Origin of the sequence: Pseudomonas sp. GR 6-02 (genome assembly GCF_001655615.1) — a bacterium.
Lineage (GTDB): Bacteria > Pseudomonadota > Gammaproteobacteria > Pseudomonadales > Pseudomonadaceae > Aquipseudomonas.
Genome location: NZ_CP011567.1, coordinates 4,099,874 through 4,120,390 on the forward strand (window position 1 = coordinate 4,099,874; position 20,517 = coordinate 4,120,390).

Sequence of the window (20,517 nt, forward strand, 5' to 3'; positions counted from 1 at the left end):
TGTTGAATGACTATAAAAACTGCCCAATCCAGGCAGGTAAAAAAGTTAACAGTCCCAACCGGGACTACTTTTAACACTGTGCCCCGGCTTTTCGAAATACGGCACGCAGCGCTTTTTTGATACAAACACTGTTACAAGCGGGCATTGTACGGGTTTGTTCGCCCAATGCCATGCTTGAGACCCTTGGCTCCAGCATAGCCAACAGCACAATACGCGCAGTCCAATTTGAGCATGCATTCTCTTTTGTGACAAAGGCTTATGAGGTGTTTTTATGAGTGAAGCGAAGCATTCCCGCCTGATCATTCTGGGTTCCGGCCCTGCCGGTTACAGCGCAGCCGTTTATGCCGCTCGCGCCAACCTCAAACCCGTTGTCATTACCGGCATACAGGCCGGTGGCCAGCTGACCACTACCGTCGAAGTCGACAACTGGCCCGGCGACATCGAAGGCCTGACTGGCCCGGTGCTGATGGAACGCATGCAGAAACACGCCGAACGCTTCGACACCGAGATCGTTTACGACCACATCCATACCGCCAAGTTGCAACAGCGCCCGTTCGAGCTCATCGGCGACAGCGGCACCTACACCTGCGATGCGCTGATTATCGCCACCGGCGCTTCGGCCCAATACCTGGGGCTGCCATCGGAAGAAGCCTTTGCCGGCAAAGGGGTTTCGGCCTGCGCCACCTGCGATGGTTTCTTCTATCGCAACCAGGTGGTCGCAGTGGTCGGCGGCGGCAACACCGCGGTGGAAGAAGCCCTGTACCTGTCGAACATCGCCAAGGAGGTTCATCTGATTCACCGTCGCGACAAACTGCGTTCGGAGAAGATCCTGCAGGACAAGCTCTTCGAAAAAGCCGCCAACGGCAATATCCGCCTGCACTGGAACCAGAACCTGGACGAAATACTCGGTGACGCCAGCGGCGTGACCGGCGCCCGCCTGCGTCACAGCCATACCGGCGAAACCGCTGAACTGTCGCTGGCCGGCGTGTTCATCGCCATCGGCCACAAACCCAACACCGACCTGTTCCAGGGCCAGCTGCAGATGCGCAACGGCTACTTGCTGGTCAAGGGCGGCAGCGAAGGCGACGCCACCGCTACCGCCATCCAGGGTGTATTCGCCGCCGGCGACGTGGCCGACCACGTTTACCGCCAGGCAGTGACCTCTGCCGGAGCCGGTTGCATGGCTGCGCTGGATGCCGAGAAGTATCTCGATGACATTCCCGGCGTTTGACGGTTAACCTTCTATCTGGCGGGTTTATCGCCCGCCACCGCCCTCCCCTTCTGCAAGCCCGGATCCCATGCTGACTTGGTTACAACGCAATACCCTGACTTTTCCGCCGCTGGAAAAAGCCATGCGCGACCCCAACGGACTGCTGGCCGCGGGCGGCGATCTGTCCGCCGACCGTCTGATTCAGGCGTATCGCCATGGCTGCTTTCCGTGGTTCTCGGAAGGCCAACCGATTCTCTGGTGGTCACCGGATCCGCGCACGGTGCTGTTTCCCGAAGAACTGCATGTCTCCCGCAGCCTGAATAAACTGCTGCGCCAACAACGCTATCAAGTGACCTTCGATCGGGATTTTGCCGCGGTCATCAGCGCCTGCGCCGCGCCGCGCGAGTACGCCGATGGCACCTGGATCACCCAAGCGATGCAGGACGCCTACGTCGAACTGCACAGGCGCGGCTGCGCCCATTCGGTGGAGGTCTGGGACGATGGCGTGCTGGTCGGCGGGCTCTACGGCCTGGCCATGGGACAGCTGTTTTTCGGTGAGTCGATGTTCAGCCGCGCCGACAACGCCTCCAAATATGGCTTTGCCACGCTGGTGCGACATCTGAAAGACTCAGGTTTTGTGCTGATCGATTGCCAGATGCCTACCGATCATCTGCATAGCCTGGGCGCCCGAGCGATTCCCCGCACCGAGTTTGCCGGCTACCTTGCCCGGCACCTGGATCAACCCGGTCGTGCCACCTGGGTTTGCTGAGCGACATTGGCCCGTGTGGCTTACACTTAATGCGGGGAGACGAATTGAGAAAGTCCCCTTATCAAAAGTTTATCCCGAGGGTTGATCATGACCGAGTTGGCGCGTTTGAAGTTCTATGCCACTCAGCCCCACTCTTGCAGTTATCTGCCCGAGGAGCAGGCCACTACGCTGTTCCTCGATCCCAGTCAGCCCATGGATGTGCATGTCTACGCAGATCTGTCGGAAATGGGCTTTCGTCGCAGTGGTGATCATCTCTACCGGCCCCATTGCCAGAATTGCAATGCGTGCGTACCGGCGCGTATTCCTGTGGCGCAATTTACCCCCAACCGTCAGCAGAAACGCATTCTCAAACGCAATGCCGACTTGCAGGTACGCCCGGCCCGACCAACGTTCAGCGAGGAGTATTTCGACCTCTACCAGCGCTACATCGAACAACGCCACGCCGACGGCGATATGTATCCGCCGAGTCGCGACCAGTTCTCGACCTTCCTGGTGCGTGACCTGCCGTTCTCCCGCTTCTACGAGTTTCGTCTCGAAGGCCGACTGGTGGCGGTGGCCGTCACCGACTTGCTGCCCAATGGCCTGTCAGCGGTGTACACCTTCTACGAGCCCGGCGAGGAGCGTCGCAGCCTGGGGCGTTACGCGATTCTCTGGCAGATTGCCGAAGCCGGGCGCCTGGGGCTGGAAGCGGTCTATCTCGGCTACTGGATCAAAAACTGCAAAAAAATGAGCTACAAGACCCAATATCGCCCTATCGAACTGCTGATTAATCAACGTTGGGTCATCCTGAACTAGAACCCCTTGGCTTAAACCCCACTTTTCGGGCACAATGCACGCCGCTTTTGCCTGGCGCAGTTGCACCGGGCCATTCATTGGACACCGAGGGCTTTACTGCATGTCGAAAGAAGACAGCTTCGAAATGGAAGGCACTGTCGTCGACACCCTGCCCAACACCATGTTTCGTGTGGAGTTGGAAAATGGGCACGTCGTAACCGCGCATATCTCCGGCAAGATGCGCAAGAACTACATTCGTATTCTTACCGGCGACAAAGTGCGCGTCGAGCTGACGCCCTATGACTTGAGCAAAGGGCGCATCACCTACCGCGCTCGCTAATCAAGTCAATACAAAACGCCCGGCTATGCCGGGCGTTTTTGTGTGCGGATCGTTTCCACGCTCTGCGCGGGAACGATCATGGCAGGCAGCAAAAAGGCGCCTTTCGGCGCCTTTTGGCTTTGTTGCGGTTAACGTCAGGCCATTTCAGCCGTGGTCTCGAACTCGAAGGTCAGCTCGCCATCCTTGATGTCGATGTGCACCACACCGCCATGTTCGGCCAGTTCGCCAAAGAGAATCTCCTCCGCCAGCGGACGCTTGATCTTGTCCTGAATCAAGCGCGCCATTGGTCGAGCACCCATGGTCACGTCGTAACCACCGGCCGCCAGCCAGCTGCGAGCAGCGTCGGTGACTTCCAGCAGCACACGCTTGTCTTCCAGCTGCGCCTGAAGCTCGGTAAGGAACTTGTCCACCACGCTTTTGATGACCTCATGGCTGAGGCGACCAAACTGGATAATGGTGTCCAGACGGTTGCGGAATTCCGGCGTGAAGCTCTTCTTGATCACTTCCATCGCATCGGACGAGTGGTCCTGATAGGTGAAACCGATCGAAGCACGCGCTGCAGTCTCGGCACCGGCGTTGGTCGTCATGATGACGATCACGTTACGGAAATCTGCCTTGCGCCCGTTGTTATCGGTCAGCGTACCGTGGTCCATGACCTGCAACAGCAGGTTGAAGACTTCCGGATGCGCCTTCTCGATTTCATCGAGCAACAATACGCAGTGAGGCTGCTTGGTGATGGCTTCGGTCAGCAGACCGCCCTGGTCGAACCCGACATAGCCTGGAGGCGCACCGATCAGACGCGATACGGTGTGGCGCTCCATGTACTCGGACATGTCGAAGCGAACCAGCTCGACCCCCAACGCCTTGGCCAGCTGCCGCGCAGCTTCCGTTTTACCGACGCCGGTCGGGCCCGCGAACAGGAACGAACCGACGGGCTTGTCAGGCGACTTGAGGCCGGCACGGGACAGCTTGATCGCGGTCGACAGTGAGTCGATCGCCGCATCCTGGCCGAATACCGTGAGCTTCAGGTCACGCTCAAGGTTACGCAGCAACTCTTTGTCGGAACTGGTGACGTGTTTTGGCGGAATTCGCGCGATTTTCGCAACGATATCCTCGACCTGAGGCACTTCGATGCGTTTCACGCGCTTCTCGACTGGCTGCAGACGCTGATAGGCGCCCGCCTCGTCGATGACGTCGATGGCCTTGTCCGGCATGTGCCGATCATTGATGTAACGCGAGGCCAGTTCGGCAGCGGCGCGCAGGGCTTCATCACTGTATTCAATGTTGTGATGGAGCTCGAAACGCCCTTTCAGGCCACGCAGGATGCCAATGGTGTCTTCCACCGAAGGCTCCGACACATCGACCTTCTGGAAGCGCCGGGCCAAGGCACGGTCCTTCTCGAAGATCCCGCGGAATTCCTGGAACGTGGTCGAACCGATGCAACGGATATCGCCCGACGACAGCAACGGCTTGAGCAGGTTCGAGGCATCCATGACGCCACCGGACGCAGCGCCCGCACCGATGATGGTGTGAATCTCGTCGATGAACAGGATCGCCTGCGGACGTTTTTTCAGCTCATTGAGCAACGCCTTGAAGCGCTTCTCGAAATCGCCGCGGTATTTGGTTCCGGCCAGCAAGGCCCCCAGATCGAGGGAATACACCACGCTGTTGGCCAGCAGGTCCGGCACCTGGTTATCGACAATGCGTTTGGCCAGGCCTTCGGCAATCGCGGTTTTACCCACGCCCGCCTCGCCCACCAGCAGCGGATTGTTTTTGCGACGACGCGCCAGGATCTGCGCGACGCGCTCGACTTCGAGCTCACGGCCTACCAACGGATCGATACGACCCTGGCGCGCAAGTTCGTTGAGGTTGCTGGCATAAGCATCCAGAGGATTGCCTGAAGAAGAAGACTCACCGCCCTCGTCGTCCTGCATATCTTGTTCACCTTCAGAGTGATCGCCATGCCCCGGCACTTTGGAAATGCCATGGGCGATGTAGTTGACGACATCGATGCGCGCAACGCTCTGCTGTTTCAGCAGAAACACTGCCTGACTCTCTTGCTCACTGAAGATCGCGACCAGCACGTTGGCGCCAGTCACTTCGCGTTTGCCCGAGCTCTGTACGTGAAAGACAGCACGTTGCAGTACACGCTGGAAGCCCAGGGTTGGCTGGGTTTCACGATCCTCGTCATGCAAGGGGATCAATGGCGTGGTGGAGTCGATGAACTCCTGCAGGTCATGCTTGAGTTTGTCGAGGTTTGCGCCGCAGGCACGCAAAACGGTAGCGGCAGCCTCATTATCCAATAGGGCCAGCAGCAGGTGTTCGACGGTCATGAATTCATGACGCTTCGAACGAGCCTCCTTGAAGGCTAGATTGAGGGTGACTTCGAGCTCGCGGTTTAACATAGCTTCACCTCATACCCAAGTGGTCGGCGATTAACCGTCCTTCTCGATTTCACAGAGTAGCGGATGCTGGCTTTCCCTGGCGTACTGGTTGACCTGCATGGCCTTGGTCTCGGCGATGTCGCGGGTAAACACTCCACATACTGCCCGTCCTTCTGTATGAACGGCCAGCATGACCTTGGTCGCCAGCTCGCGATTCAGGTTAAAAAACACCTCGAGCACTTCGACGACGAAATCCATCGGTGTGTAGTCATCGTTGAACAAAACCACCTTGTACATAGGCGGCGCCTGTAAAGCAGGCTTAGCCTCCTGAACAGCAATGCCTGCGGAATCGTCGTCGTGTAAATCAGGGCGATCCTGATTGAATGTTAGTCGAATCTGGCTGATTGCATGCATGGAAAGAAAGGTTCGTCAGTTGTGCAAATACAGTGGTGGGGGCGGCCATCAGCGATTTCAACTCCGACTGCCCGGTCACCTTGACTATCGGGAAAACGGTGTTACAACCAATAGAGCCCACAGTGGGTAAAAAAGGTCCGCGGAGTCAATCTATTTACAAGATTAGACTGCGGATTAACTGGATGATACTCCAGTGATGGAGTCTGTTGCAGAGGGATATGAGTATGGCTGTCGGTAAGGTGAAATGGTTCAACAATGCCAAGGGGTTCGGTTTCATTAACACCGACGCCGGAGAAGGTCGCGACGAGGATGGCAAGGATATCGATTTCTTTGCCCACTTTTCGGCAATCAAGATGGATGGATACAAGACCCTCAAGGCCGGGCAAGCCGTATACTTTGACATTGTTCAAGGCCCCAAGGGGCTGCACGCCGTCAACATTACGGACAAAGTGGCCATTGACGCAGTAGCCGCCGCAGCCGCTACCAGCAGCCACGCCAAAGCCGTGAGCTGATTCATACCACCCAAGGCATCCAGTCATAATAAAACCGCCCGACTCGATCACTCGAGCCGGGCGGTTTTATTGCAGCCGCTCTTCGCTTACATGTGCGAGATCAGCGCATCACCGAAGCCCGAAGACGACACCAGTTTGGCACCGTCCATCAGACGCTCGAAGTCGTAGGTCACGGTTTTCGCACCAATGGCGCCATTGGTGCCCTTGATGATCAGATCGGCGGCTTCGGTCCAGCCCATGTGACGCAGCATCATTTCGGCGGACAGGATCAACGAACCCGGGTTGACCTGGTCCTTGCCGGCGTACTTCGGCGCGGTACCGTGGGTGGCTTCGAACATGGCCACGGTGTCGGACAGGTTCGCACCCGGCGCAATACCGATACCGCCCACTTCTGCCGCCAGGGCATCGGAGAGGTAGTCACCATTGAGGTTCAGGGTGGCGATCACATCGTACTCGGCCGGACGCAGCAGGATCTGCTGAAGCATGGCGTCGGCGATGGCGTCCTTGACGATGACGTTCTTGCCGGTTTTCGGGTTTTTGAACTGCATCCACGGACCGCCGTCGAGCAGGGTCGCGCCGAATTCTTCGGCAGCCACTTCGTAGGCCCATTCCTTGAAGGCACCTTCGGTGAACTTCATGATGTTGCCTTTGTGCACGATAGTCAGCGAGTCGCGGTCATTGTCGACCACATACTGCAGGGCCTTGCGCGCCAGACGCTTGGTGCCTTCCAGGGAAACCGGCTTGACGCCGATACCGCAATTCTGGTCGAAACGGATCTTGGTGACGCCCATTTCTTCTTTAAGGAACTTGATGACCTTGGTCGCCTCCGGCGAACCGGCTTTCCATTCGATACCGGCATAAATGTCTTCCGAGTTTTCGCGGAAGATGGTCATGTCGACGTCGCCTGGCTTCTTGACCGGGCTCGGCACGCCTTCAAACCAGCGCACCGGGCGCAGGCACACATACAGGTCGAGTTGCTGGCGCAGCGCCACGTTCAGGGAACGGATGCCACCGCCGACCGGCGTGGTCAGAGGGCCCTTGATGGAAACCACGTAGTCCTTGACCGCGTCCAGGGTTTCCTGAGGCAGCCAGGTGTCCTGATCGTAAACCTGAGTCGCTTTCTCCCCGGCGTAGACTTCCATCCAGGAAATTTTGCGCTCGCCGCCGTAAGCCTTCTTAACAGCAGCATCGACAACCTTGATCATGACCGGGCTGATATCAACGCCAATACCATCGCCTTCAATGAAGGGAATGATCGGGTTGTTAGGAACATTGAGAGAATGGTCCGCGTTGACGGTGATTTTTTCGCCGACGGCTGGAACCTGAATCTTCTTGTATCCCATGCTGAACTCCATAGTTTGGATTGAACATCTGGCTTCGTCCGAGCGTACCCCAGTTGAATCGGCGCGCAAACCCTATGTTCCGTCCATCTGCCGCGAAGCTGCACAGTTCGTGACGTACAAGCCTGAAAGTAAAGGGAAAAGCGCCAAACTCAAGCACACCATACAAGGCTACTCCCCACGCCTGCCTGCGACCTTTAGACCAATGGACGAGAATCGTTGCATATGAACCATCGGCAGATTGCCAGCTACCTATGTATAATGCCGCCGCTGACCACAGAGTCACGACGGCCGACCTCTCTGCCACTGGAAATGTAGCCGAGACTCTGGGCCCGGAAAAGCAGGATTGTTACCGCAGTCCACCCGCTTGACGCTCGACCGATGCACCCAACATCACCGCAAAGAAACCTCGACATTCGGCTCATGGATGACTTTGAACGAACGCGCTTACCCGGCGCCCCTCGAGTTTCTATGCACGCTTTAGCAAAGAAGAGAGAGTTAATCCGAATATGCCCACCCGCTCGAAGATCATCTATACCTTCACCGACGAAGCCCCAGCCCTCGCCACCTATTCACTGTTGCCTATCGTAGAGGCCTTCACCGCCTCCGCTGATATCGCCGTTGAAACCCGCGATATCTCTCTTGCAGGGCGCATCCTGGCCAGCTTCCCCGAGCAATTGGGTGACAAAGCGGTAGCCGACCACCTCGCCGAACTGGGCGACCTGGCCGTTACACCTGAAGCCAACATCATCAAGCTACCGAACATCAGCGCTTCGGTTCCGCAACTGCAGGCCGCGATCAAAGAGTTGCAAGCCCAGGGCTATGCACTGCCGGACTACCCGGAAACCGTGACCAGCGACGCCGACAAAGAAGCCAAGGCCCGCTACGACAAGATCAAGGGCAGCGCCGTAAACCCGGTTCTGCGCGAAGGCAACTCCGATCGTCGTGCACCGCTGTCGGTCAAGAACTATGCGCGCAAGCACCCGCACAAAATGGGCGCCTGGGCCAAGGACTCCAAGTCCCACGTAGCCCACATGAGCACCGGCGATTTCTACGGCAGCGAAAAAGCTGCCCTGATCGACGCCGCTGACGCCGTTAAAATCGAACTGATCGCTCAAGACGGCACCACCACCGTCCTGAAAGAAAAAACCACCGTACAAGCCGGTGAGATCCTCGATTGCGCGGTCATGAGCAAAAACGCGCTGCGCAGCTTCATCGCCGCCGAGATCGAAGACGCCAAGGCCAAAGGTGTACTGCTGTCGGTTCACCTCAAAGCCACCATGATGAAGGTCTCCGACCCGATCATGTTCGGCCAGATCGTTGCCGAGTTCTATAAAGACGCACTGGCCAAGCACGCTGACGTGCTGGCGCAGATCGGCTTCAACCTGAACAACGGCATCGGCGACCTGTACGCTCGCATCAAGGCCTTGCCTGCCGAGCAACAAGCGCAGATCGAAGCGGACATCCAGGCGGTTTATGCCGTTCGCCCATCGTTGGCCATGGTCAACTCCGACAAAGGCATCACCAACCTGCACGTGCCGAGCGATGTCATCGTCGACGCCTCGATGCCGGCCATGATCCGTGACTCCGGCAAAATGTGGGGCACCGACGGCCAGTTGCACGACACCAAAGCGGTGATCCCGGATCGCTGCTACGCCACCATCTACCAGGCGGTGATCGAAGACTGCAAGGCAAACGGCGCCTTCGATCCGACCACCATGGGCAGCGTGCCGAACGTTGGCCTGATGGCGAAAAAAGCCGAAGAGTACGGCTCGCACGACAAGACGTTCCAGATCAAGGCCAACGGCGTTGTTCGTGTCACCGACAGCAAAGGCACCCTGCTGCTGGAACAGTCGGTTGAAGCCGGCGACATCTTCCGCATGTGCCAGACCAAAGACGCGCCGATCCAGGACTGGGTCAAACTGGCCGTCAACCGTGCTCGCGCAAGCAGCACTCCAGCGATTTTCTGGCTGGACCCAATGCGCGCCCACGACGGCGTAGTGATCGAGAAAGTTCAGGCCTACCTGAAGGATCACGACACTTCCGGCCTGGACATCCGCATCATGTCGCCGGTCGACGCGATGAAGTTCACCCTGGAGCGCACTCGCTCCGGCCTCGACACCATTTCGGTGACCGGCAACGTATTGCGCGACTACCTGACTGACCTGTTCCCGATCATGGAACTGGGCACCAGCGCCAAGATGCTGTCGATCGTTCCGCTGATGAATGGCGGCGGTCTGTTCGAAACCGGCGCTGGCGGTTCGGCACCGAAGCACGTTCAACAGCTGCTGGAAGAAAACTTCCTGCGCTGGGACTCCCTGGGCGAGTTCCTGGCCCTGGCCGCCTCCCTTGAGCATCTGGGTGTGACGTACAACAACCCTAAAGCGCTGGTGCTGGCCAAGACCCTGGATCAGGCCACTGGCCAGTTCCTGGACAACAACAAGTCGCCATCGCGTAAAGTCGGCAACATCGACAACCGCGGCAGCCACTTCTACCTGGCACTGTACTGGGCTCAAGCCCTGGCCGCCCAGACCGAAGACGCTGCACTGCAAGCGCAATTTGGCGAACTGGCCAAAACCCTGACCGCGAACGAAGCAACCATCGTTGCCGAGCTCAACGCCGTTCAGGGCAAGCCAGTGGACATCGGCGGTTACTACCACGCCAATGCCGAGCTGATCAGCAAGGCCATGCGCCCGAGCGCAACCTTCAACGCTGCGATTGCTGCGTTGGTTTAAGGTTGTAAGGGAACATCACAAACCCCGGCCATGCGCCGGGGTTTGTGCTTTCAGCGTTGACAGCATTCAAATGTGAACACTGCCCCCCCCACAGGGAAAGCGCTTCAAATTCAACATCGAGGACATTTCATGGATTGGCTACCCCACATCACCGTCGCCACCATCGTCGAAGACAACGGTCGCTTCCTGATGGTCGAAGAATCCAAACACGGACGAACGGTGCTCAACCAGCCCGCCGGCCATCTGGACCCGGACGAAACCCTGATCGAGGCCGCCGTACGCGAAACCCTCGAAGAAACCGGCTGGGACGTCGAGCCAACCGGCGTAATAGGCATTTACCTCTACACCGCCCCGAGCAACGGAGTGACCTATCAACGCGTCTGCTTCACCGCCAAAGCGCTGAAACACCATCCCGACTATCAATTGGACGACGGTATTGTCGGCGCAAAATGGCTGACACGTGACGAACTGCTGCAACAGCGCGCAAACTGGCGCAGTGAGCTGATCATCCGCTGCATCGATGATTATCTGGACGGTAAACACTTCAGCCTCGAGCTGATCCGCCCTTCTCTTTAGCCTTGCAGGCTTGAGCCTGCTAGAATCGCGTCCTTTTTCAAGACACTCATTAAATCCCTATGCGTGATCCAGCCCCTTCTGCCACACAAAAGAAGCGCGTCATTGTCGGTATGTCCGGCGGCGTGGACTCTTCCGTTTCCGCTCTCCTGCTGATCGAGCAAGGCTATGAGGTGGAAGGCCTGTTCATGAAGAACTGGGAAGAAGACGACGGAACGGAATACTGCACCGCCATGGATGACCTGGCGGACGCGCAGGCCGTTTGCGACAAGATTGGCATCAAGCTGCACACCGCCAACTTCGCCGCCGAGTACTGGGACAACGTGTTCGAGCACTTCCTGGCCGAATACAAGGCCGGCCGCACGCCGAACCCGGACATCCTGTGCAACCGCGAGATCAAGTTCAAGGCGTTCCTCGACTACGCCATGATGCTCGGCGCCGACCTGATCGCCACCGGCCACTACGTGCGTCGCCGCGACATCGATGGTCGCACCGAATTGCTCAAGGGCCTGGATCCGAACAAAGACCAGAGCTACTTCCTGCACGCCGTCGGCGGCGAACAGATCGCCAAGACCCTGTTCCCGGTCGGCGAGCTGGAAAAACCCGAAGTCCGCGCGATTGCCGAGAAACACGACCTGGCCACCGCGAAGAAAAAGGACTCCACCGGAATCTGCTTCATCGGCGAACGCCGCTTCAGCGACTTCCTCAAGCAATACCTGCCGGCACAGCCCGGCGAGATCAAGACCACCGACGGTGAAGTCATCGGCCGCCACCATGGCCTGATGTATCACACCATCGGCCAGCGCCAGGGCCTGGGCATCGGCGGCCTGAAAGACGCCGGTGAAGAACCGTGGTACGTATTGATCAAGGACCTGGAACACAACGAGCTGATCGTTGGCCAGGGCAATGCCCACCCGCAGCTGTTCTCCCGCGCCCTGCTCGCCTCGGACATCTATTGGGTCAACCCGATCGACTTGACCGAGCCGCGCAGGCTGACCGCCAAAGTGCGTTATCGCCAGAGCGACCAGCCTTGCACCCTGGAGAAGACCGCCACCGGCTACCGCGCCACCTTTGATGACCCGCAACGCGCGGTCACTCCGGGCCAATCCGTGGTGTTCTACGACGGTGAAATCTGCCTCGGCGGCGGCGTGATCGAAGTGGCCGAACCCTGGACCAGCAAGGACCATTCATGAGCCCGACTCAGGAGCAACTGACGGCCCTGGGCGGCGTGTTTCTCGCCGCCGTGCTGGTCGACAAGATAGCCAAGACCGGGCAGACCAACGAAGCCGGCCTGACTTGCATGCTCGGCAGCCTGTTGATTCGCGACCCCAAGGACACTCTGGAAGTGTATGGCGGCGACGACATCAATTTGCGCGAAGGCTATCGCGCATTGATCGGCGCCCTGGAACGCGATCCCAGCACCCTTCAGCGCGAACCGCTGCGCTACGCCCTGGCGATGCTGGGACTGGAGCGCCAATTGGCCAAGCGCAATGACATGCTGGACGTGATCGGCAAACGCCTGCCGCAGATTCAGTCCCAGGTCGAACACTTTGGCCCGGCCCACGAAAACGTGATCGCCGCTTGCGGTGCGCTGTACCAGGACACCCTGAGCACCTTGCGCCAACGGATTCAGGTGCATGGCGACATGCGCAACCTGCAGCAACCGAGCAATGCCTCGAAAATCCGCGCACTGTTGCTGGCCGGGATTCGTTCGGCACGCCTGTGGCGGCAGTTGGGCGGTCATCGCTGGCAGTTGGTGATCAGCCGACGCAAGTTGCTTAAAGAGCTTTACCCGCTGATGCGCAGCAGCTGAACCGCGCCTGCAATACCGTTTTGTAGTCAGTAACGCGTAATACGCCGGTCAGTTGGCAACGGACCGGCGGATATTTTTCATGTATGATACGCGCCCCATTTCGTTGCCCGACTGTCCGAGAACACCCCATGCAGCTCTCTTCGCTCACTGCGGTTTCCCCTGTTGACGGCCGCTACGCCGGCAAAACCCAGGCCCTGCGCCCAATTTTCAGCGAATACGGCCTGATCCGTGCTCGCGTTCTGGTTGAAGTGCGCTGGCTCCAGCGCCTGGCCGCTCACCCTGCCATCAGCGAAGTGCCGGCGTTCTCCGCCGAAGCCAACGCTGTGTTGAACACCCTGGCGGAAAACTTCTCTCTGGAGCACGCCGAGCGTGTCAAAGAGATCGAGCGCACCACCAACCACGACGTCAAAGCCATTGAATACCTGCTCAAAGAGCAGGCGGCCAAGCTGCCGGAACTGGCCAAGGTCAGCGAGTTCATCCACTTTGCCTGCACCAGCGAGGACATCAACAACCTGTCCCACGCCCTGATGCTGCGTGAAGGCCGTGATGACGTGATGCTGCCGCTGATGCGCCAGACCGCCAACGCCATCCGCGAACTGGCCCTCCGTTTCGCTGAAGTGCCGATGCTGTCGCGCACCCACGGCCAACCGGCATCGCCGACCACCCTGGGCAAAGAGCTGGCGAACGTGGTTTACCGCCTGGAGCGTCAAATCGCCCAAGTCGCCGCCGTTCCGCTGCTGGGCAAGATCAACGGCGCCGTCGGCAACTACAACGCTCACCTGTCGGCCTACCCTGAGATCGACTGGGAAGCCAACGCCCGCGCCTTCATCGAAGACGAGCTGGGCCTGGGCTTCAACCCGTACACCACGCAGATCGAACCGCACGACTACATCGCCGAGCTGTTCGACGCGATCGCGCGCTTCAACACCATCCTGATCGACTTCGACCGCGACATCTGGGGCTACATCTCCCTGGGTTATTTCAAACAGCGCACCATCGCTGGCGAAATCGGTTCGTCGACCATGCCGCACAAGGTCAACCCGATCGACTTCGAAAACTCCGAAGGCAACCTGGGCATCGCCAACGCACTGTTCCAGCACCTGGCGAGCAAACTGCCAATTTCCCGCTGGCAGCGCGACCTGACCGACTCCACCGTGCTGCGCAACCTCGGTGTCGGCTTCGCCCACAGCGTGATCGCGTACGAAGCCAGCCTCAAAGGCATCAGCAAACTGGAGCTCAACGAGCAAAAGATTGCCGCCGACCTGGACGCTTGCTGGGAAGTATTGGCCGAGCCGATCCAGACCGTGATGCGTCGCTACAACATCGAAAACCCGTACGAGAAGCTCAAAGAGCTGACGCGCGGCAAGGGCATCAGCCCTGAAGCACTGCAAACTTTCATCGACGGCCTGGACATGCCAGCCGCCGCCAAGGCTGAGCTGAAACTGCTCACCCCGGCCAACTACATCGGCAACGCTGTAGCACAAGCCAAACGCATCTGATCGACCGCTCTACCCGTTTGAGACGCCCGGCGCCGCCGGGCGTTTTTATTCCCGTCTGAAAAGTGCATTTTTTCAATAGGTTACACATGAATCCTGACATTCCTCTTCAACTTCTGGGCGGCATCACGGCACGGGAATTCCTGCGCGACTACTGGCAGAAAAAACCGCTGCTGATCCGTCAGGCGATTCCTGATTTCGAAAGCCCGATCGACGCCGACGAACTGGCCGGCCTGGCGCTGGAAGAAGAAGTCGAATCGCGCCTGGTGATCGAGCACGGTGAGCGCCCTTGGGAATTGCGCCGCGGCCCGTTCGCCGAAGACGAATTCAGCAAACTGCCGGAACGCGAATGGACCCTGCTGGTGCAAGCCGTCGACCAATTCGTGCCGGAAGTCGCCGAACTGCTGGAAAACTTCCGCTTCCTGCCGAGCTGGCGCGTCGACGACGTGATGATCAGCTTCGCCGCCCCGGGTGGTAGCGTCGGCCCGCACTTCGATAACTACGACGTGTTCCTGCTGCAAGGCCACGGCAAGCGCAACTGGAAAATCGGCCAGATGTGCGACACCGAGAGCCCGCTGCTGCAGCACGCGGACCTGCGCATCCTCGCCGAATTCAAAGCCACCGATGAGTGGGTACTGGAACCGGGCGACATGCTCTACCTGCCGCCGCGCCTGGCTCACTGTGGCGTGGCTGTCGACGACTGCATGACCTACTCAGTCGGTTTCCGCGCCCCGAGCGCCGCTGAAGTGCTGACCCACTTCACCGACTTCCTCAGCCAGTTCCTGTCGGACGAAGAGCGCTACACCGACGCCGACGCCCTGCCGGCGGTCGATCCTCATCAGATCCAGCACGATGCCCTTGATCGCCTCAAAAGCCTGCTGGCCGAGCACATGAGCGACGAGCGCCTGCTGCTGACCTGGTTCGGCCAGTTCATGACCGAGCCGCGCTACCCGGAACTGGTGGTCGGCCCGGAAGAAGTCGAAGAGCAAGACTTCCTCAGCGCTCTCGAAGAAGGTGCCGTGCTGATCCGCAACCCGAGTGCGCGTCTGGCCTGGTCGGAAGTCGACGACGACCTGCTGCTGTTCGCCAGCGGCCAGAGCCGCTACCTGCCGGGCAAGCTGCGCGAGCTGCTGAAAATGATCTGCGCCGCCGACGCCCTGCATGTCGATAACCTCGGCTCATGGCTGAGCGACGAAGACGGCCGTGGCCTGCTGTGTGAACTGGTCAAGCAGGGCAGCCTGGGGTTTGCCGATGAATAAGATTCACGTACGTGTCGCAGACTGGCAAAAGGACAACGCCGAGATCCGGCGCATTCGTGAGGCAGTATTCGTCGCCGAGCAATCCGTTCCTCCTGAACTGGAATGGGATGCCGATGACGCCACGGCGGTGCATTTCCTGGCCTTCGAAGGCGACTTTCCGATCGGCACCGCCCGCCTGTTGCCCGATGGCCACATCGGCCGGGTATCGGTGCTCAAAGACTGGCGCGGCATGAAGGTTGGCGATGCGCTGATGCAAGCGGTGATCGGTGAAGCCGAGAAGCGCGGGCTGAAGCAGCAGATGCTGAGCGCGCAAGTGCAGGCCACGGCGTTCTATGAACGCTTGGGTTTCAGCATGGTCAGTGAGGAATTCCTGGAAGCCGGGATTCCGCATGTGGACATGGTGCGTCACTCGGCTTGATTCCCTGTGGCGAGGGGGCTTGCCCCCGTTGGGCTGCGCAGCAGCCCTGATAATTTTGGGGCCGCTTCGCGCCCCAGCGGGAGCAAGCTCCCTCGCCACAAAAGCCATCAAGAACTCCACAAAACGCCCCGCCATTCTCGGATGCCGGGGCGTTTTGCTGTCTGTGATTCAACTCGCACCACGCCGGGCCGACAAACTGGCAATATCAAACCTTTGATTTGCGGAGAAACGGACATGTCCCTACGCACCCTGCTCACCACGCTGCTGCTGACCTGCAGTTTTTCGGTCATGGCCGCCACCGAGATCGTGCCCCTGAATTACCGCACCAGCGCCGACCTGCTGCCAGTAGCGCAGAACTTCATCGGCAAGGACGGCAAGGTCAGCGCCTACGGCAACCAGCTGATCGTCAACGCCGAGCCCGACAAGATCGATGAACTCAAGACCTTCCTCGCGCAACTCGACACCGCCCCCAAACGCTTACTGATCACCGTCGACACCAACGAAAACAACTTTCAGGGCGATCAGGGCTACTCGGTCAACGGTGCCGCACCGAATCAAACCCGCATCATCAATCGCAGCACCGACAGCCGTGAAGGCGGTATCCAGCAGATTCAGGCCAGCGAAGGCGCACCGGCGCTAATCCAGGTCGGCCAAAGCGTGCCGCTCACCAGCACTCAGACTGACGGCTATGGCGACCTGCGCAGCCAGACCGAATACCGCAATGTCACCCAGGGTTTCTACGTCACCGCCAGCGTCACCGGCAACATCGTTCACCTGGCTATCAGCACCAACCGTGACCGGATGAGCCAGGAACGTCCCGATGTAGTGAACGTGCAAAGTACCGACACAACTGTCAGCGGTCGACTGGGCGAGTGGATCACCCTGGCCGGCGTGAATCGTCAGACTCAGGCCGACAAACAGGGCCTGACCCGCAGCTACTCGACTCAGGGCCGGGATGACATGACTTTACGGGTGAAAGTCGACACCTTGGACTAAAGCACCAAAAACTGACTGATTAGTCGTATTAGACCAAAGATGTAGTGCTTGAAAAAAAGCACTACAAAACGTTTGACGAGCCAAAAAAGCAAAGGCATGATGGCCTCGCTCCCGCTAATCAGAGGCCCTGGCAAGGGCTTTCGAGTCGCTGTTCGCACCCTACCCCGCGAGCCGATTCGTGTCTGTACCGCCCACAAGGTGTGTTTGACGAGGTTGCCGACTGGAACGAAGTTGTCCCGAGGGACGGAAGCGTAATTAGGTAACCCGGCTCCACACTGAAGTTCGCACCAAGGCCCACGACGCCCGAATGCGCTCGCCAGTTCGCCCTTACCTGCTCACTTCCCCTCGAGCCCATCGTTCATCCCGTCGCCATCCCCGCCGAACCCGACTTGACCGCCTAAGCTTCTGGTCAGCGAGCAGCCATGTACGCCCCCAACTGAATGAGCGTATTTGGCACGCAGGAATTGTTCACCCAGAACCATTTTCGATTAAAGACGCGACGAGGTTTATCTCCATGGCACTGACACGCGAACAGCAAATTGCAGCCCTCGAAAAAGACTGGGCTGAAAACCCACGCTGGAAAGGCGTGAAGCGCAATTACTCCGCTGCTGACGTCGTCCGTCTGCGTGGCTCGGTTCAACCTGAGCACACCTTTGCAAAAATGGGCGCCGAGAAGCTCTGGAACCTGGTGACCCAGGGCGCCAAGCCATCCTTCCGTCCTGAGAAAGATTTCGTCAACTGCATGGGCGCCCTGACCGGTGGCCAGGCGGTACAGCAAGTCAAGGCCGGCATCCAGGCGATCTACCTGTCGGGCTGGCAAGTGGCTGCGGATAACAACTCCGCCGAATCGATGTACCCGGACCAGTCGCTGTACCCGGTGGATTCGGTTCCAACCGTGGTCAAGCGCATCAACAACTCGTTCCGTCGCGCTGACCAGATTCAGTGGAAAGCCGGCAAGAACCCGGGCGACGAAGGCTACATCGACTACTTCGCCCCGATCGTGGCTGACGCTGAAGCCGGTTTCGGCGGCGTGCTGAACGCTTACGAGCTGATGAAAAGCATGATCGAAGCAGGCGCCGCCGGCGTTCACTTCGAAGACCAACTGGCCTCCGTGAAAAAATGCGGCCACATGGGCGGCAAGGTACTGGTTCCGACCCAGGAAGCCGTGCAGAAGCTGACCGCTGCTCGCCTGGCAGCCGACGTCGCCGGCGTACCGACCATTATCCTGGCCCGTACCGACGCCAACGCTGCTGACCTGCTGACGTCCGACTGCGACCCGTACGACCAGCCATTCGTGACCGGCACCCGTACCCAGGAAGGCTTCTACAAGGTTCGCGCCGGTCTCGACCAGGCCATCGCTCGCGGCCTGGCCTACGCGCCGTACGCCGACCTGATCTGGTGCGAAACCGCCAAGCCGGATCTGGACGAAGCCCGTCGCTTCGCCGAAGCGATCAAAAAGGAATACCCGGACCAACTGCTGTCGTACAACTGCTCGCCTTCCTTCAACTGGAAGAAAAACCTGGACGACGCGACCATCGCCAAGTTCCAGCGCGAACTGTCCGCCATGGGCTACAAGCACCAGTTCATCACCCTGGCCGGCATTCACAACATGTGGCACAGCATGTTCAACCTGGCGCACGACTACGCCCGCAACGACATGACTGCCTACGTGAAGCTGCAAGAGCAAGAGTTCGCTGACGCCGCCAAGGGCTACACCTTCGTGGCTCACCAGCAGGAAGTGGGCACCGGCTACTTCGACGACATGACCACCGTGATCCAGGGTGGCACGTCTTCGGTAACCGCACTGACCGGCTCGACCGAAGAAGAACAGTTCCACTGATCTGCTTCGCTTAAACAAACGGCCCTTGCGGACCGAATAAAAAGCTAACCGCAAAGCCGCTCATCTGACGCCCCGACTGGTTCGGGGCGTTTTTTTGCCTGGGATTCCCCTCCTCTCACTCCTACAGGATCGAGCGCAGGGAAAAACCTTGATCCAGAGCAGTTTCACGATCAGGAAAACAAGGTAAAACCACCCCGCGCGCTACTTGCAGTAACGCGCATATAAGACAACTTCCCGTACCGCTGCTCGCTAAACAGTTTGAAAACCATACCAAATAACATTGATTATCATTTAGCGACAACTATGTTCGTTACATTCCCTACAAAACATATTTGACAAAACCCCCGCTAATGCCCGAACCGTATGGGCTACAGGGCTTTGGAGATGCGCCATGTCCTTATTCCAATAAATAATTTCGCTATAGGAATTTTACTTGCAGGGTGTTTAGCCATAAAATCAGCGGGATTGATTGCTGCGACATATCGTCACTGCCTTATTTCTTTATCAAGCTCAGAGACCTTTGCTCTCTGTTAAGGATTACCAGCATGCCCGAAGCGACCGGACTCATGGCCCACAACTGGGGCTTTGCCATTTTCCTTCTGGGTGTCGGCGGCCTTTGCGCCTTCATGCTCGGCGTCTCCAGCCTCCTCGGGTCAAAAGCCTGGGGCCGCAGCAAAAACGAACCGTTCGAGTCCGGCATGCTACCTACAGGTGGCGCCCGCTTGCGGCTCTCAGCCAAATTCTATCTGGTCGCGATGCTCTTCGTGATCTTCGATATCGAAGCCCTCTTTCTCTTTGCCTGGTCTGTGTCCGTCCGCGAAAGCGGCTGGACCGGATTCGTCGAAGCTCTCGTTTTCATAGCAATTCTGTTGGCAGGTCTTGTCTACCTATTTCGAGTGGGCGCCCTTGACTGGGCTCCGGCAGCTCGTCTTAAGCGGCAAGCGAAGCTGAAACAATGAGGCTTTGGCAATGCAATACAATCTCACCAGGATCGACCCCGATGCTCCTAACGAGCAGTATCCGATTGGCCAACGGGAAACCGTTTCCGATCCGTTAGAAGATCAAGTTCACAAAAACATTTTCATGGGCAAGCTCGAAGACGTGCTCAACGGCACGATCAACTGGGGGCGCAAGAACTCCCTGTGGCCGTATAACTTCGGTCTTTCGTGCTGCTACGTGGAAATGACCACCGCCTTCACGGCGCCCCACGACATCGCGCGCTTTGGCGCCGAGGTAATCCGGGCATCGCCGCGTCAGGCGGATTTCATGGTTATCGCCGGTACCTGCTTCATCAAGATGGCGCCGATCATTCAGCGTCTCTACGAGCAGATGCTCGAACCTAAATGGGTCATTTCCATGGGTTCGTGCGCCAACTCCGGTGGCATGTACGACATCTACTCCGTCGTTCAAGGGGTGGACAAGTTCCTGCCCGTGGACGTCTACGTGCCTGGCTGCCCACCCCGCCCTGAAGCTTTTCTGCAAGGCTTGATGCTGTTGCAGGAGTCGATTGGCCAGGAGCGTCGCCCACTTTCCTGGGTCGTTGGCGATCAAGGCGTTTACCGCGCCGAGATGCCTTCGCAAAAGGAACAGCGCCGCGAACAGCGTATTCAGGTAACCAACCTGCGCAGCCCCGACGAAGTCTGA

19 protein-coding genes are annotated in these 20,517 nt (G+C 58.6%); 16 read left to right on the top strand and 3 right to left on the bottom strand.

Translation table 11 applies throughout. The features are described 5' to 3' along the window. Positions 1-271: 271 nt before the first annotated feature. The 4 genes from trxB (at position 272) to infA (ending at position 3,093) form a co-directional block, all read left to right on the top strand. Positions 272-1,231, top strand: a complete 960-nt coding sequence (gene trxB / locus PGR6_RS18055) for a thioredoxin-disulfide reductase (protein WP_064618784.1) — start codon at positions 272-274, stop codon at positions 1,229-1,231. Positions 1,232-1,298: 67 nt separating this feature from the next. Further along, a complete protein-coding gene (gene aat, locus PGR6_RS18060) occupies positions 1,299-1,979 on the top strand; it encodes a leucyl/phenylalanyl-tRNA--protein transferase (protein ID WP_064618785.1) in 681 nt (226 codons plus the stop codon). Between the two features lie 87 nt (positions 1,980-2,066). Further along, positions 2,067-2,774: an arginyltransferase gene (locus PGR6_RS18065; RefSeq protein WP_018925525.1), complete on the top strand. Its 708-nt coding sequence runs from the start codon at positions 2,067-2,069 to the stop codon at positions 2,772-2,774. 100 nt (positions 2,775-2,874) lie between these two features. Then, entirely contained in the window at positions 2,875-3,093 is a 219-nt protein-coding gene (gene infA, locus PGR6_RS18070; RefSeq protein ID WP_002553999.1) for a translation initiation factor IF-1, read from the top strand. 134 nt (positions 3,094-3,227) lie between these two features. Here infA and clpA read toward each other — a convergent pair whose 3' ends face one another. After that, a complete protein-coding gene (gene clpA / locus PGR6_RS18075) occupies positions 3,228-5,498 on the bottom strand; it encodes an ATP-dependent Clp protease ATP-binding subunit ClpA (protein WP_018925524.1) in 2,271 nt (756 codons plus the stop codon). Between the two features lie 30 nt (positions 5,499-5,528). After that, positions 5,529-5,891: an ATP-dependent Clp protease adapter ClpS gene (gene clpS / locus PGR6_RS18080; RefSeq protein ID WP_015094394.1), complete on the bottom strand. Its 363-nt coding sequence runs from the start codon at positions 5,889-5,891 to the stop codon at positions 5,529-5,531. Between the two features lie 224 nt (positions 5,892-6,115). On the opposite strand from clpS, the gene PGR6_RS18085 reads away from it, so the two are divergent. Next, on the top strand, positions 6,116-6,403 hold the full coding sequence (locus PGR6_RS18085; RefSeq protein WP_064618787.1) for a cold shock domain-containing protein: 288 nt from the start codon (positions 6,116-6,118) through the stop codon (positions 6,401-6,403). Between the two features lie 86 nt (positions 6,404-6,489). On the opposite strand, the gene icd is transcribed toward PGR6_RS18085, so the two are convergent. Continuing rightward, positions 6,490-7,746, bottom strand: coding sequence for an NADP-dependent isocitrate dehydrogenase (gene icd, locus PGR6_RS18090; protein ID WP_019580084.1), 1,257 nt, complete (start codon positions 7,744-7,746; stop codon positions 6,490-6,492). Between the two features lie 506 nt (positions 7,747-8,252). Between icd and PGR6_RS18095 the strand changes: the two genes are divergently transcribed. The 11 genes from PGR6_RS18095 (at position 8,253) to PGR6_RS18145 (ending at position 20,517) form a co-directional block, all read left to right on the top strand. Next, positions 8,253-10,478, top strand: coding sequence for an NADP-dependent isocitrate dehydrogenase (locus tag PGR6_RS18095; RefSeq protein WP_018925521.1), 2,226 nt, complete (start codon positions 8,253-8,255; stop codon positions 10,476-10,478). A 129-nt stretch (positions 10,479-10,607) separates the two neighbouring features. Then, positions 10,608-11,054 (top strand): NUDIX hydrolase, encoded by a 447-nt coding sequence (locus tag PGR6_RS18100; RefSeq protein WP_018925520.1) that lies wholly within the window; start codon positions 10,608-10,610, stop codon positions 11,052-11,054. Between the two features lie 59 nt (positions 11,055-11,113). Then, positions 11,114-12,244, top strand: coding sequence for a tRNA 2-thiouridine(34) synthase MnmA (mnmA, locus tag PGR6_RS18105; RefSeq protein ID WP_026286365.1), 1,131 nt, complete (start codon positions 11,114-11,116; stop codon positions 12,242-12,244). After that, positions 12,241-12,864: a high frequency lysogenization protein HflD gene (gene hflD, locus PGR6_RS18110; RefSeq protein WP_007940860.1), complete on the top strand. Its 624-nt coding sequence runs from the start codon at positions 12,241-12,243 to the stop codon at positions 12,862-12,864. Before mnmA ends, hflD begins: the two co-directional genes overlap by 4 nt. 128 nt (positions 12,865-12,992) lie before the next feature. Next, on the top strand, positions 12,993-14,363 hold the full coding sequence (purB, locus tag PGR6_RS18115) for an adenylosuccinate lyase (RefSeq protein WP_018925518.1): 1,371 nt from the start codon (positions 12,993-12,995) through the stop codon (positions 14,361-14,363). 86 nt (positions 14,364-14,449) lie between these two features. Next, the gene (locus tag PGR6_RS18120) at positions 14,450-15,619 is read left to right on the top strand and encodes a ribosomal protein uL16 3-hydroxylase (protein WP_064618789.1); all 1,170 of its coding nucleotides are present in this window, start codon (positions 14,450-14,452) and stop codon (positions 15,617-15,619) included. Beyond that, positions 15,612-16,037, top strand: a complete 426-nt coding sequence (locus PGR6_RS18125; RefSeq protein ID WP_018925516.1) for a GNAT family N-acetyltransferase — start codon at positions 15,612-15,614, stop codon at positions 16,035-16,037. The genes PGR6_RS18120 and PGR6_RS18125 overlap by 8 nt, the downstream gene beginning before the upstream one ends. Positions 16,038-16,271: 234 nt before the next feature. Beyond that, positions 16,272-17,033, top strand: a complete 762-nt coding sequence (locus tag PGR6_RS18130) for a secretin N-terminal domain-containing protein (protein WP_018925515.1) — start codon at positions 16,272-16,274, stop codon at positions 17,031-17,033. Between the two features lie 514 nt (positions 17,034-17,547). After that, positions 17,548-18,873 carry an isocitrate lyase gene (aceA, locus tag PGR6_RS18135; RefSeq protein ID WP_018925513.1) on the top strand — a complete coding sequence of 442 codons (1,326 nt, stop codon included), beginning with the start codon at positions 17,548-17,550 and terminating at the stop codon, positions 18,871-18,873. 545 nt (positions 18,874-19,418) lie between these two features. After that, positions 19,419-19,832 (top strand): NADH-quinone oxidoreductase subunit A, encoded by a 414-nt coding sequence (locus PGR6_RS18140; protein ID WP_007940868.1) that lies wholly within the window; start codon positions 19,419-19,421, stop codon positions 19,830-19,832. Positions 19,833-19,842: 10 nt separating this feature from the next. Beyond that, the gene (locus PGR6_RS18145; RefSeq protein WP_007940869.1) at positions 19,843-20,517 is read left to right on the top strand and encodes a NuoB/complex I 20 kDa subunit family protein; all 675 of its coding nucleotides are present in this window, start codon (positions 19,843-19,845) and stop codon (positions 20,515-20,517) included.

Bases quoted from the DNA above. Each gene is read 5' to 3' on its own strand.
- PGR6_RS18120 (WP_064618789.1), top strand. From the start codon at position 14,450: ATGAATCCTGACATTCCTCTTCAACTTCTGGGCGGCATCACGGCACGG.
- clpA (WP_018925524.1), bottom strand. From the start codon at position 5,498: ATGTTAAACCGCGAGCTCGAAGTCACCCTCAATCTAGCCTTCAAGGAG.
- hflD (WP_007940860.1), top strand. From the start codon at position 12,241: ATGAGCCCGACTCAGGAGCAACTGACGGCCCTGGGCGGCGTGTTTCTC.
- PGR6_RS18095 (WP_018925521.1), top strand. From the start codon at position 8,253: ATGCCCACCCGCTCGAAGATCATCTATACCTTCACCGACGAAGCCCCA.
- PGR6_RS18145 (WP_007940869.1), top strand. From the start codon at position 19,843: ATGCAATACAATCTCACCAGGATCGACCCCGATGCTCCTAACGAGCAG.
- PGR6_RS18125 (WP_018925516.1), top strand. From the start codon at position 15,612: ATGAATAAGATTCACGTACGTGTCGCAGACTGGCAAAAGGACAACGCC.
- infA (WP_002553999.1), top strand. From the start codon at position 2,875: ATGTCGAAAGAAGACAGCTTCGAAATGGAAGGCACTGTCGTCGACACC.
- PGR6_RS18065 (WP_018925525.1), top strand. From the start codon at position 2,067: ATGACCGAGTTGGCGCGTTTGAAGTTCTATGCCACTCAGCCCCACTCT.
- PGR6_RS18130 (WP_018925515.1), top strand. From the start codon at position 16,272: ATGTCCCTACGCACCCTGCTCACCACGCTGCTGCTGACCTGCAGTTTT.
- clpS (WP_015094394.1), bottom strand. From the start codon at position 5,891: ATGCATGCAATCAGCCAGATTCGACTAACATTCAATCAGGATCGCCCT.
- PGR6_RS18085 (WP_064618787.1), top strand. From the start codon at position 6,116: ATGGCTGTCGGTAAGGTGAAATGGTTCAACAATGCCAAGGGGTTCGGT.
- PGR6_RS18140 (WP_007940868.1), top strand. From the start codon at position 19,419: ATGCCCGAAGCGACCGGACTCATGGCCCACAACTGGGGCTTTGCCATT.
- icd (WP_019580084.1), bottom strand. From the start codon at position 7,746: ATGGGATACAAGAAGATTCAGGTTCCAGCCGTCGGCGAAAAAATCACC.
- trxB (WP_064618784.1), top strand. From the start codon at position 272: ATGAGTGAAGCGAAGCATTCCCGCCTGATCATTCTGGGTTCCGGCCCT.
- aat (WP_064618785.1), top strand. From the start codon at position 1,299: ATGCTGACTTGGTTACAACGCAATACCCTGACTTTTCCGCCGCTGGAA.
- mnmA (WP_026286365.1), top strand. From the start codon at position 11,114: ATGCGTGATCCAGCCCCTTCTGCCACACAAAAGAAGCGCGTCATTGTC.
- aceA (WP_018925513.1), top strand. From the start codon at position 17,548: ATGGCACTGACACGCGAACAGCAAATTGCAGCCCTCGAAAAAGACTGG.
- purB (WP_018925518.1), top strand. From the start codon at position 12,993: ATGCAGCTCTCTTCGCTCACTGCGGTTTCCCCTGTTGACGGCCGCTAC.
- PGR6_RS18100 (WP_018925520.1), top strand. From the start codon at position 10,608: ATGGATTGGCTACCCCACATCACCGTCGCCACCATCGTCGAAGACAAC.